Origin of the sequence: Corallococcus sp. AB045 (assembly GCF_003668895.1) — a bacterium.
GTDB classification, from domain to species: domain Bacteria; phylum Myxococcota; class Myxococcia; order Myxococcales; family Myxococcaceae; genus Corallococcus; species Corallococcus coralloides.
Genome location: NZ_RAWN01000249.1, coordinates 1 through 11,889, shown reverse-complemented (window position 1 = coordinate 11,889; position 11,889 = coordinate 1). Strand labels below are relative to the sequence as shown.

Genomic DNA, 11,889 nt, shown 5'->3' with positions numbered 1-11,889 from the left:
CAAGGGGGCCGTCGTCCCCCTGGCTCTGCCTGACGTCGAGTCGTGCGTGGTGTCCTCGCGCCCGCTGGCTCGAACGAGGTTTCCTCCTGGTGGGACGCGGGGTCTGGGTGTGGTGCTGGGCGCTCGTGGCGCTGGCGCTCGCGGGTTGCGACCCGGGGGCGGAGCTGGCGCCCTGTGCCGTGGATTGCGAGGGCGCGGCTTGCGCGGCCTGTGTCACGTCCCTGCCCGAGGAGACCGTCCGGCCCGCGCTCGCGTGTGATCAGCTCCCCGCGCCGTCACGGTGCCTGGGGCCTCGTGTGCTGGAGCGCTGTGTGGATGGCGCCGTGCACCGGGAGGACTGCGCGGAGGACACGACCTGTGTCGAATCACCCGAGGTCGCCTGTGTCTCGGGCTCGGCGTGTGTCGACGGTGTCTCGCGGTGCACGGAGTCCAAGGCCTTGCAGGTGTGCACCAATGGCCGGTGGGCTGCGCGGGCCTGCGACGTGGACTGCGAAGCCGCGCCCGGCCGGGGCTTCTGTGGCAGGTCTGGGCCCACGTTGAGCGGCACGGTGCGCTACGCGCGCCGCTTCCCGGATGCGGAGTTCCGCGCGTGGACGCCGGACGTGGAGCCGGTGCCGGCTCGCGGGTTCCTCATCGTGTCGTTCCAGGGCTCGAAGGTGCTCGACTCGCAGGTGACGGATGACGCCGGCCGCTTCACGCTGAAGGTGTCGTCGCCCTTGGGAGATGACGACCGCGTCGTCGTGTACGCGGCCGGTCGGGGGCGGGACGGCGCGGTGGCCTACGCGGTGGCGGACCCGGGGCTGCCGGGCGCGCAGTCGGTGAAGACGGTGCCGGGGGACGCGGCCCGCATCTGGAGTTGGTCGCGCACGACGCGCGAGCTGGCCGAACAACCCGCGTTCACCCTCGCCGAGTCCGAGGGCTCCGGCGCGGCGGCGGTGTTCGACGTGCTGGGCACGGCCTGGCGCCGGATGCGCGAGCGCTATAGCGGACGCGACGGCCTGCCAATCGTGGCGTGGCTGGGCTTCGGGACGACCTGGTCCTGTGGGGCGTGCTTCGCGCCGTGGCCGGTGACGGCGGTGGGACGGAGCTGGGACGCGCAGGTGTGGCTGCCGGGGGACTCGGATGCGGCGTGGTGGTCGGACGCGATGGTGATGCACGAGTTGGGGCACTGGGTGATGGCCAGCCGGGGGACCAGTCCGGAGGAGGGCGGGCCGCACTACGTGGGCGTGCCCACCTTCCCGGGACAGGCCTGGAGCGAGGGCTGGGCCACTTGGTTCAGCGCTGATGCGCGCCGCAGCCCCCGCTACTTCGACCGGCAGGGCGGGACGCTGTTCTGGGTGGACCTGTCCGCGCGAGCCTCCTCGGTGAGCCCCTGGACGCGGCCCCACGCGGAAGACGGCCTGCTCCAGCCCATGGACGAGAACGAGGTGGCCGCCATCCTCTACCGCACGGCCACCGGTACAGCGTCGAGCCAGCACCTCTACGACGCGCTCGCCGCGCCCGCGATGAACCGGTCGCCCTGGGCGCGCGGCTACACGCGACACACCTGGACGCGGGATGAGAAGGGCGCGCTCACGGACGTGGTGGACACGGGCAGGCCCTCACCGTGTCTCGCGGACTTCCTGGACGCGCTGATGTGCCAGGGCTTCCCGAGCACCCGGGTGGACGCGGCCACCGAACCCGCGACGGCCTTCCCGTACCCCAGCCACGAGCCCCTGTGCCCATGAAGCTTCCCCGTCCGATGCAGAGAAGCCGGCGGTCCACGGCCGTGATGCGCAAACGCGTGGCGGGGGCCGTGCTGGCACTGGCGCTCGTCGGAGCGCTGTCGGCCGGCATGGCTTCTGGTGTGGAGCGCGTGCGGCGCAAGAAGTCGCCCAGGCCTTCCGAGCCACCTCCTCAGGCGCAGGCGAAGCCGGTCCACGAATCCTCGCCGACGCTCCTGGCGTCCGCGCGGTCGGTGGCGCTCCCTGCGTACGGAATGGATACGTGGGACGTGAAGTCGCGCGAGCGTCAGGGCTCGCGGCCTGTTGCTCCGGCGAAGACGCACGCCACGGAGATGCCGACCGCGCTGCTCACACGAGGCCCGGAGGACGGCGCCACGGCCACGGACAGCCCGGCGCCACGGCCCACGGCACTCCCCGTCACGGCGCGCATCCCCGCACCGCTGCACGTCTCCTGGCGGGTGGTGGACGCCAGCGCGGACACGGTGCGGCTCGTCGCGCGGCTGGACCGGAGCCCGGGCTTCACCGCGCCCGTGGAGGTTTCCCTGCGTGTTCCGCCGCGAACGGTCCTCCGGGAGGGTCCCACGTCGCCCATCGTCCTGGACGGAGACACGCGGGAAGTGCCCTGGACCCTGGGCCTGCCCGAGGGCGCCAGTCCCGATGACGACCTCGTGCTGCTGGCGAGCGCCGGAGGTGAGTCCTTCGGCGTCCACGCGGAGGCGCGCTACCGCTTCGGCCGGGCGCTCACGGAGTCACCGCGTCCCACGCCCACGGGGCCTCCGCTGCCCGAGGCCCTCATGCGCTCGCGCGAGTAGGCCCGGGCTCAATCCAGGTTGAAGTACACCTCGTCGATGGCGCCGTGGAACTGGTCGTTGTTGTTCCCGGCGCTCTTGGCTCCGATGGCGACGGGCTGTCCCACCGGGTTGATGTCGTAGGTGCTGGCGAGCAGCGCGCTGCCCCGGGCCACGTTGTCGATGAGGATGGTCAGCGTGGTGCTGGTGCGCTGGCACGTCACCTTGTGCCAGACGCCGTCCGCGATACCCACGGACGCCTTGACGATGACGGCGTCCGCGCCGCCAGTGGTGCGCACCACGCAGCTCGGCTTGCCCGTCACCGCGTCGTCCAGCTGCAGCTTCCACTGCGCCGTGCTGTAGAGCCCCTTCTGCACCAGGTTGGACCCGTGGTCCGCGCTCAGCTCCGCGAGCGTCACCCGCACGCGCGCCCCGAAGGAGAACAGCGCCGTGCCCGGATTGAGCGACGCCGAGTCCGCCGCGCTGATGAAGGCCTTCGCGCACGCCGTCCCGACACAGACCGCGGGGAAGCGCACGCCCTGGCCCTCGTAGCCCGGCGTCTCCACCGTGACGGCGCCGCCATTGCTGGCCTGCGCCGTGCCCGTGTGGCCCTTGCCGCTGTCGTCCACCACGGTGGTCACCGGGTCGGACACCGATTCGAACTTGTAACGCAGCTTCTGGCTCACCGCGCCGGCCGTCACCGGCCCCAGCAGCAACACCGCGGCCAGTCCCACACGCATCGGTTGGTTTCGCATGGTGATCATCTCCCCCCGCGAGGAATCCCCGCGGCGACTACGGCACGTCCACGGCCAGCTTCTGAAGCGCGTTCTTCGCGTCCGCGTGGTCCGGCTGCAGCTGCACCGCGGCCTCGTATTCCTTCTTCGCCTCGGCCTTGCGGTTGGTGGCCTCCAGCAGCTGAGCGAGCGCGAAGTGCGGCTCGCCCGCGCCCGCGTCCACCTGCGCTGAACCCCGGAACGCCTTCTCCGCCTCCGGCAGCTTGCCCTGCCGGTACAGCGTGTGCCCCAGGTACAGCAGGCCCAGCGAGTTGCGAGGCTCCACCGCCAGCACGTCGCTCAGCACCTGGAGCGCCTTGGTCTCGTCACCGCCGCGCAGGTACAGGAAGCCCAGCTCCGCGCGGGCCTCCAACTGCGCGGGGTCCTTCGCCACCACCGCCTCCAGCTCCGGCACCGCCAGGTCCGGCCGGCCGCGCCGCGAGTGCAGGATGCCCAGCCGCGCCAGCGCCGCCGTCTCCGCCTCCTCGCCCGCGGCGGGCGTCAGCAGCTTCTCCGCCGCCGCGTAGTCGCCCATCGCGAGCAGCAGGTCCGCCAGGCCCAGCTTCGCCGCGCGGTGCTTCGGATCCTCCTGGAGCACGGCCTCATAGAGGGGCCGCGCCTGGGCGCCCACGTGCTTCTTCGCGTACGCCTCCGCCAGCATCAGCCGGTTGTCCACCGTGGGCTGGAGCTTCACGCACGCCGAGTACTGCGCGATGGCGCCGTCCAAATCGCCCTTGGCCTTGAGCGCGTCGCCGTAGCCCGCGCGCACGCCGGGCTCGTTCGGGAAGGCCTCCACCGCCGTCTTCAGCGTGGCCACCGCGTCGTCCACCTTGCCCAGCTCCAGGTACGCGCGCGCCAGCCCCTGGTAGGCCTCCGTCGTCTTCTTGCCGTCGTCGGCGCTCTTCTCGATGGCCTTCTGGAACGCGGACACCGCCTGCGTCTTCTTGCCCTGCGCCAGGTACAGCTGGCCCAGCTGCGTGTACGGGCCGCTCGAGCGGCGGGGCTCCAGCAGCAGCGCCTTCTCGAAGGCCTTCGTCGCCCGGGCGTTCTCCCCCAACTGGAAGCACGCGAGCCCCAGGTTGAAGTGCGCCTCCGCGTACTTCGGATCCAACGTGATGGCCTTCTGGAACGCCTCCGCCGCCTTGCGCGCGTTGCCCTGGCCGTCCAGCACGACGCCCAGGTTGTTCTGCGCGCGCGCGTGCTTCGGATCCGCCTTGAGCGCCGCCTGGTACTCCGCGAACGCGCCCGTGACGTCGTTCTCCCGCATCAGCACGACGCCCAGGTTGTAGTGCGCCTCCGCGTCGCTGTCCTTCTGGCGGATGGCCTCGCGCAGCGTCTCCTTCGCCTCCGCGGCCAGCCCCTTCTCCGCCAGCGCCTTGCCCAGGTTCACCCGAGCCACCTGGAGCGCGCCGTCCAGCTTCAGCGCCTCGCGGTACGCCTCGATGGCGTCGTCCGTGCGGTTCGCGCGCTGGAGCACCTCGCCCAGGTTGAAGCGCAGCTCCGCGTCCTTGGGCGACAGCTCCGTCGCCACGGAGTACTGGGTAATCGCCTCGTCCGTGTCGTCCTGGATGCGCGCCAGCAGGCCGCGCTCCGAGCGCAGCGTGGCCTCCTCTGGGAAGGCCGCCAGCGCCGCGTCCAGCACCGCCTTGGCCTTTGGCACGTCACCGGACAGCCGCAGCGCCCGCGCCAGCGCGACCTTCGCGGGGACGCCGTCCGGCGTGAGCCCGACGAGCTTCGTCAGCGGAGCCACCGCGCGGCGCGCCTGGTTCTGCGACAGGAAGGCCGTGCCCAGCTTGTAGAGCGCGTCCGGGTCGTCCGGGAGCTTGTCCGCGCGCGCAGCGGGCTTCTCCGGCGGAGGTGCCTCCGGAGCGGGAGCCTGGGCCGTCAACAACTGGAGGAGAAGGACTCCGGCTTTCGTCATCACAGGTTCTCCACGTACGGGCTGGCGCGCGCGTCGAAGGTCTTCTTGGCCAGGGCGGCCTTCTTCGCCTCCCACGCCTCCTTCGCCGCCTGCGCTTCCTTCGTGTCCCCCCCGAGGTTCGCGCGCTCTTCCTTCACGGCGGCCTCGCACTCGGACACCTGCTCCTCGAAATCCTTCGGCTCCAGGCGCTCACTGCCCTGCACCTTCGCCTTGCGCGCCGACGTCAGCCGCGCCAGCTCGAAGCGGGCGAACGCGCAGCGCAGGGACAGCTTCTCCACCTCGCGCAGCCCCACGTTGAGGCGCTGGTGCGCGCGCAGGTACTCCACGCGGGCCTCGGACTCCGCGATGGCCAGCTGCGCCACCTCGCGGGACGACGCGTCCTGCGCGCGGTCCTCCTCGTCCTCGGCGGCCTCCTGGCGGCTCTTCGCACGGCGGATGTTATCGCGCGCGCGGTTGATTTCGTTGTCCGCCTCGTCCACGCGGTCGATGGCCAGCGCCAGGTCGTTCTCCGCCTCCAGCAGCTCGATGCGCGTCTCGTACGGCAGCTTCTTCACCAGCGCGTCCGGCACGCGCATGCCGTAGCTCGGGCCGCAGGCGGCGGTCAGGAGGGACAGGCTGAGGAGCAGGTGGCGCTTCATGGAGCGATGGCCTCGAAACGGCTGAAGATGGTCCGGCCGGAGTAGACGTCGGTGCCGTTGGTGAACGTGACGTTGAACTCGCCCGACACCCGGTCCCCGGTGTTTTTCGGAAGGGACTTCACGAAGAGGTTGCCGCGCACGAGCGGCGGAAACGGACGCACCGGCTCATCCAGCACGCTGCGGTCCACGCTGCCCCGCTGCGAGCCGTCGTCCAGCGCCTCCGCCAGGTCGATGTCCAGCGAGCCCGCGTACTCATTGTCCGGCAGCATGTCCGCCACCCGCGCGCTCACCTTCAACACCACGTCCTGCCCGGTGCCCTGCGCGCTGACGAAGCTCACCGCCAGCGTCCCCTCCGCCAGGGCCGCCTCCGTGCGCTGGTAGCGCAGGTCGATGAGCTCCGTCACGCTGCCCTCCAGCTTGCCGCCCTCGTCACCACACGCGGTGGCGACGAGCGCGAACAACACCGGGGCGATGCGGCGGAAGGGCGCGCTCACTTGCATGCCTTCCATCCCGCGTCCACGTCCGGACCGTTGAGCGTGCCCATGTCCTTGAGCACGGCCAGTTCGCGGCGCGCGCCGTCCGTGTCGCCGAAGCGGCAGCGCAGCGCGGCCAGGTTGAGGCGGGCCTTGTCGTAGGTGGGGTCCGCCTCCAGCGCCTTGGCGTACGCCTCCCGAGCGCCCATGGCATCCCCCAGGTTGAGCATGGCCCAGCCCAGCGCCGCGTGCGCGGACGCGCGCGTGTCCTGCAGCTCCGTCACGCGCCCGAAGGTCAGCTGCGCCATGCCGTACTGGTGCGCGTCCAGGTAGCCCATGCCCAGGGCCTCCAGCGCCTCCGCGGTGAGCACCCGCTCCGCCTTCTTGCGCAGGTCCTCCAGCGCCGCGGGCTGCGTGGGCGCGGCAGGCTGCGGCACCGGCAGCGCGGCCACGTCCGTGCGGTTGCGGCAACCTACCACCGCCGCGTTGAAGACCTCCAGCGACTCCGCGCGGGACAGGCAGGCCTTGAAGGCCTCGTCGGAGCGGGCCTTGAGCGGCCCCACCTGCTGCTTCACCGCGTCCTGGAACTGCTTCGTCTCCGCGGCGGACAGCCCGCCGGGCACCGGCGTCTGGTCCACCACGTCCGCGATGTGGCCGTACGCCAGGGCAATCTTCCACAGCGACGCCACCGCCCACTCCGGATACCCGAGCGACGCGGCCTGCGTGTACACGCCCTCCATGGCCTGGAGCGCGGCGACCTTCTCCTCCACCTTGTCCGCCGGCAGGTCCTTGTAGCCGCGGTAGAGGATTTCGCCCAGGTACCAGAGCCCCTTGGCCGCTTCCTCCGTCTGGCCGTTGGGGCCCTGCACCGCGGCGGTGAGGGTGGAGATGAGCGCGTCCGGCGGAGCGGTGGGCGCGGTGGTGGCCTGCACCTCCGCGAGCACCGCCGCGGCGGCCACGTTGTTCTTGTCCAGCTTGAGCGCGGTCTCCGCCGCCGTCTTCGCGCGCGCGTAGTCCTTCTGCTTCAGGCGCGTCTCGGCGAGCAGCGACAGCACCTCGCCCTTGCGCGCGCCCGCGGCCTCCGACGCCGTCTCCAGGTTGCGGGACGCTTCCTTGTACTCACCCAGCGCGATGCGCAGGCGGGCGCCGGCCATCCATCCGTCCACCGACGCCAGGTCGCCCGTCAGCTTCTGGCCCACCTGTTCGAACCAGCCGGCCGCCTCGTTGAAGGCCGCCGCTTCCGCCGCGTGCCGGCCCAGCGTCAGCAGCACGTCCGACAGGTACTGGCTCTTGGGGTAGGACTGCACCAGCTTCGCGCCCAGCTCGCGCTCGCGCGGCAGGTCGCGCTTCTCACGCGCGGCGGTGAACGCGCCGTAGAGCGCCTTCTCGCCGATGTCGCTGTTCTTGTTCTCGTCCGCGACCTTCATCAGGCCCTCGATGACGTCGCCCGTCTCCTGCGCGCTCTGCAGGGCCAGCTCGTCCAGGGCCTCGGCCTTGCTCTGCGTGAGGATCTTCTGCACCTCACCGCGGAAGTTGGACGGCAGCGAGGACGCGAGGAACTTGCGGCCTGTCTCGTCCAGCTTCTTGAAGTCGTTCACCTGCCTGAGGCTGTCCAGGGCCAGGTTGCCCGCCACCGGCGCGTCCTTGTACTGCGGGTGCGCCAGCGCGAACGCGGTGAACAGCTCCGCCGCCTTCGGGTACTCGCCGTCCTCGTAGTAGGCGCGCGCGATGTTGAACTTCACGTCCAGCACGTGCGGGCTCTGCGGGTAGCGCGACACGTAGTTCGCGCCCAGGAGCTTCAGCGCCTGCCGCGCGTCGGCCACTTCAAAGGCGTTGCGCTTCTGCGCCTCCTCCGGCTTGAGCGTGGAGAAGTGGGCCAGGAGCGCGCCGTACATGGCGGTGTCCACGGCCTTGCCGTCCTTGGCCTTCTCCTCGTAGCGGGCCAGCTCCTCGAACTGGCGCGCGGCCTCTGGGAACTCCTTGGCGGCGAAGAGCGCGTCCGCGCGGTTCTTCATGATGGGCCGCACGTACTGGTCCGGCCGGAACAGCCCCAGGTACTCGCGGTAGGCGGCCGCGGCCTTCACGTACAGGTCCCGCGAGTCCGCCTTCTGCGCGGCCAGGTGCACCTGCGTGGCCAGGTCGCGCGCCATCTCCTCCGTCTCCGCGAGCTGCTTCTTGCGGTCGGACTCCGTCATCTCCGGGTCCGTCTTGCTCTGCACCGCGGCGCGCACGAGGAAGCGGATGTCCTCCGGCTCCGGCATCACCTTGCCCTTGGCGGCCTTGAGCGAGTCGTACAGCTTCTGACCGCGCTCCAGGTCCATCTCAGGGTCGGGCTGCACTTCCATCAGCTTGCGCAGCGTGGGGATGGCCCACTCGTACTGCTGCTTGATGAAGTAGCGGTTGCCCAGCTTGTCCAGCGCGAGCGCGTACGTGGCGCGGCCTTCGCTGAGCTTCTCGAAGTAGTTGAGCGCGCCCTTGGGCGGCTTGGCCTCCGTGTAGCTGTAGACCAGGTCCAGCAGGGCCTCGCGCTTGACGTTGAGCGCCTTCTTCACGTCCACGCCGGGCAGGGGCGCGCTGGCGGCCGCCGCCTCGAAGAACGTGACGGCCTCCGCGTGCTTGGCCTGGTTCACGCGGATCCAGCCCATCTTGTAGCGGGCCAGGTCGTGCACCGGCGACGGCGGCAGCTCCAGGATGGCCTGGTAGTGCTTCTCCGCCTCGACCAGTTCCGCTTTGTCGAAGAAGTGGTCACCGAGAATCTGCTCGGCTTCCAGGCGCAGCGGGCTGTTGGGGAACTTGCGCGTCAGGTCCCCCAGCGTCTTGAGCATCTCGTCGAACTGGCCCAGTTCGCGCTGCTCGTGCGCCAGGTAGAACGTCACCTGGTCCCCGTCCTTGAAGTCCGGGTACTCGCGCAGCAGGCGGTAGTACATCTGCACCGCCTTCTGCTTCATCAGGCGCGTCTCCGGGGAGACGATGGCGCCGGTGGCGCCCTCCGGCCGGGTCTCCGCCTGGAGGTAGTACACGTAGCGGCTCTTCTCGACGTAGAGCTCCGCCAGCCGGAACTGCAGGTCCGGCAGGTAGGGGGCGTTGCGGCTCTTGGAGATGAGCTTCTCCGTCTCGCCGATGGCGCGGTCCACCTTGAAGATGTCGCGCTTGAGCTTGGCGACGAGCTCCTCGCGCTCCTTCGCCTTGGAGACGATGGGGTTGGTGTTGGGCCCAACACGGCCGGGGCCGGGGGCCGCGGCCGCGAGCAGCGCGGCGGTGATGAGGCCGGTGAACGGGCCGGTCATGGGGTTTCCTCGATGCAACGGCTCTCGATGCGGACCCGGTAGGACTTGAGCTCGTCGTTCCAGTATTCGTTGTCGAACTTGAAGGCGACCTGCGCGGGAGACAGCAGCTCTTCCTCTTGCGCCGCCACCACCTGCGCGCCCTTCTTCACGCGCTCGTACAGCTTGAGGCCGACCTCGTACTCCATGAGGCGCACCTGCTCGGCGGCGCGCAAGAGCGTGTCCGCCTCCTGGCGCACGGCGTCCTGCAGCCGCGCGTCGTACACGCGCACGGCCTCCGCGTGGGACAGGTCGTAGACGCGCGTCAGGTGCCCGAAGAGCCGGTCGCCGAAGCTGCCGGCGAAGCGGCCCAGGCGCTCGCCCTCCAGGTCTAGCAGGGCCACGAACTTCGCGGCGCGCTGGGTGTTTCCGTGAGCATTGGCGGCGCGGCGCAGGCGCGCGTCCTGGCTCAGGTCCTCGCGGTTGCGCACGGACTCCAGCGAGTCCGCGTACCGGCGCGTCAGCTCCTTCGCCGCGCGCTTGGCGGGCAGGTAGTGGCACAGGTCGCGGAAGATGAGCGCGCGCAGCAGGTACTTGTCCGGCATGAACTCATCGCGGAAGGACGGCGCGTCCAGCGTGGTGAGGATGCCCAGCGACGCGCGCAGCTCGCCCAGCTTGTAGCGGGTCCACGCCTCCTCCAGGTAGAGGCTGGCGCGGCCGGGGTCCAGGTCCGGCAGCTTCACCTTGCCGTACGCTTCCAGCGCGCCGGTGAAGTCCTTCTTCTCGTAGCGCAGGCGGGCCACCGCGAGCGCCGCCTCGTTGCGCGCCTCGCGGGTGAGCTTCTCGTCCTGGGAAAGGCCGAGGAAGTCCTTCACCATCTCCTCCGGCGGATCCTTCACCTGCTTGAGCCGGGTGACGAGCAGCGCGAACTTCGCGCGGCTGGCCTCCGCGCTCGTCTCCGGCAGCTTGGAGAAGTGCGTGTTCGCCCAGCGCTCGTTGCCCACGCGCAGGTCCACCAGGCCCTGCTGGTAGTGCGCGTAGGCGCCCGTCTCGTCCGGGAGGAAGCCCAGGTCGAGCGCGCCGAAGACCTGCTCGTCGATCATCACCTCGTCGTGCGGCCGGTCCGTCAGCCCCTTCAGCGCGTCCAGCGCGCGCGGCAGCACGTTGGGGTTGGAGCGCTCACGCGCGATGCGGGCCAGGTACGTCGCGCCCGCGTGGGTGAGGCCCAGGTCGATGAGGCTCCGGGCGAGGAAGTACTGGCCCCACGCGTAGTTGTCATCCGTGCGGGGCGTGGCCTGGAGCCACGCGTACAGCGGGCCCGCGGCGTCGCGCGGCTTGCCGTCGAAGTAGGCCTTGAGCGCGTTGTCGAAGGTCTCCGGCGGCACCTTCTGCGGAGGGGGTGGAGGCGCCTCCGCGACGGCGGCCTTGGCGGGAGCGGGCGTGGCAGCAGCGGTGCCCGCGTCCGTGGGACCGGTGGTGCCCGCGTCCGTGGGAGCGCCAGCGGCCTTCGCGGCGGCGGCCGGTGGAGGTGGCATGGGCAGCGTGCCCGCGTCCGGTGCCGCATGGGCGACCGTCGGGGACACGAGGAGCGCGGCGCTGGCGAGCGCGGCGACGATGAGCGGGCGGGACGTCATTCCGTGGCGCCGAAGTTGAAGGCCGTCCCAATCTGCACGGTGGGCACGTTGATGATGCGCGCCGCGCCCGCGAAGACGGTGTTGTTGGTGACGTCCAGCCGGAAGGACACGTTCTGGCTGGAGAACATGCGCACGCCCAGGCCCAGGTTGACGGCGGGACGGAAGCCGTCGCTGCGGTCCACCTTCACCACCGTGCCGCCGGCGAGCAGGAAGACCTCGAAGTGGATGACGTTGGAGTTGAGGAAGGACGTCTTGCCGTACAGCGGGCTCCACATGAGGTCGGAGCCCACCATCCACTGCACCTGGTCCTCGAAGGCGGTGGCGGTGGGGGCGGCGTCGAAGTCCCGCTCCAGCTGACGGCGCAGGCTGGTCTGCACGTTGTAGCTGTACGTGCCGCGGCCCACCTGCCACGCGACGCTGTCGCTGAAGTGGTACGTGTAACCGACGGTGCCGATGAGCCCCTTGTAGAAGGCATCCGCGGGCAGCACGCCCACGCCGAGCGAGAGCTCGTGGTGCATGCGGTAGAGCCGGTCCTGCACCGCGGAGACGGTGCCGGGGTTCTCGAGTTCCTCGGCCTGGGCGCGCGCGAGGCCGGGCACCAGGCACAGGAGGGAGAGCAGGAGGAATCGCACGGGGACTTTTTCCTGTCAGGAGGCGGGGGACGACGTGGGGTGG

General features: G+C 70.8%; 9 protein-coding genes. 2 read left to right on the top strand and 7 right to left on the bottom strand.

Annotated features, from left to right (window positions below; genetic code table 11):
• On the top strand, window positions 1-1,727 hold a 1,727-nt coding region (locus D7Y21_RS36555; RefSeq protein ID WP_233612427.1), incomplete at its 5' end, for a hypothetical protein.
• Between the two features lie 41 nt (window positions 1,728-1,768).
• On the top strand, window positions 1,769-2,536 hold the full coding sequence (locus D7Y21_RS36550) for a hypothetical protein (protein ID WP_158627407.1): 768 nt from the start codon (window positions 1,769-1,771) through the stop codon (window positions 2,534-2,536).
• A gap of 8 nt (window positions 2,537-2,544) precedes the next feature.
• On the opposite strand, the gene D7Y21_RS36545 is transcribed toward D7Y21_RS36550, so the two are convergent.
• Genes D7Y21_RS36545 through D7Y21_RS36515 form a run of 7 tightly spaced genes read right to left on the bottom strand, consistent with a single transcriptional unit; the run spans window position 2,545 to window position 11,846 of the window.
• Window positions 2,545-3,267, bottom strand: a complete 723-nt coding sequence (locus D7Y21_RS36545; protein WP_158627406.1) for a laminin G domain-containing protein — start codon at window positions 3,265-3,267, stop codon at window positions 2,545-2,547.
• Between the two features lie 37 nt (window positions 3,268-3,304).
• Window positions 3,305-5,206, bottom strand: coding sequence for a tetratricopeptide repeat protein (locus D7Y21_RS36540; RefSeq protein WP_120561850.1), 1,902 nt, complete (start codon window positions 5,204-5,206; stop codon window positions 3,305-3,307).
• The gene (locus tag D7Y21_RS36535; protein WP_121718154.1) at window positions 5,206-5,844 is read right to left on the bottom strand and encodes a hypothetical protein; all 639 of its coding nucleotides are present in this window, start codon (window positions 5,842-5,844) and stop codon (window positions 5,206-5,208) included. The genes D7Y21_RS36540 and D7Y21_RS36535 overlap by 1 nt, the downstream gene beginning before the upstream one ends.
• Entirely contained in the window at window positions 5,841-6,344 is a 504-nt protein-coding gene (locus D7Y21_RS36530) for a hypothetical protein (RefSeq protein WP_233612426.1), read from the bottom strand. The genes D7Y21_RS36535 and D7Y21_RS36530 overlap by 4 nt, the downstream gene beginning before the upstream one ends.
• Complete coding sequence (locus tag D7Y21_RS36525) at window positions 6,335-9,604, bottom strand: tetratricopeptide repeat protein (protein ID WP_121718152.1); 3,270 nt, start codon at window positions 9,602-9,604, stop codon at window positions 6,335-6,337. The genes D7Y21_RS36530 and D7Y21_RS36525 overlap by 10 nt, the downstream gene beginning before the upstream one ends.
• On the bottom strand, window positions 9,601-11,214 hold the full coding sequence (locus tag D7Y21_RS36520; RefSeq protein ID WP_120561846.1) for a hypothetical protein: 1,614 nt from the start codon (window positions 11,212-11,214) through the stop codon (window positions 9,601-9,603). Before D7Y21_RS36520 ends, D7Y21_RS36525 begins: the two co-directional genes overlap by 4 nt.
• Window positions 11,211-11,846 carry an outer membrane beta-barrel domain-containing protein gene (locus tag D7Y21_RS36515; protein WP_120561845.1) on the bottom strand — a complete coding sequence of 212 codons (636 nt, stop codon included), beginning with the start codon at window positions 11,844-11,846 and terminating at the stop codon, window positions 11,211-11,213. Before D7Y21_RS36515 ends, D7Y21_RS36520 begins: the two co-directional genes overlap by 4 nt.
• Between the last annotated feature and the right edge of the window lie 43 nt (window positions 11,847-11,889).

Bases quoted from the DNA above. Each gene is read 5' to 3' on its own strand.
- D7Y21_RS36525 (WP_121718152.1), bottom strand. From the start codon at position 9,604: ATGACCGGCCCGTTCACCGGCCTCATCACCGCCGCGCTGCTCGCGGCC.
- D7Y21_RS36545 (WP_158627406.1), bottom strand. From the start codon at position 3,267: ATGCGAAACCAACCGATGCGTGTGGGACTGGCCGCGGTGTTGCTGCTG.
- D7Y21_RS36540 (WP_120561850.1), bottom strand. From the start codon at position 5,206: ATGACGAAAGCCGGAGTCCTTCTCCTCCAGTTGTTGACGGCCCAGGCT.
- D7Y21_RS36535 (WP_121718154.1), bottom strand. From the start codon at position 5,844: ATGAAGCGCCACCTGCTCCTCAGCCTGTCCCTCCTGACCGCCGCCTGC.
- D7Y21_RS36530 (WP_233612426.1), bottom strand. From the start codon at position 6,344: ATGCAAGTGAGCGCGCCCTTCCGCCGCATCGCCCCGGTGTTGTTCGCG.
- D7Y21_RS36520 (WP_120561846.1), bottom strand. From the start codon at position 11,214: ATGACGTCCCGCCCGCTCATCGTCGCCGCGCTCGCCAGCGCCGCGCTC.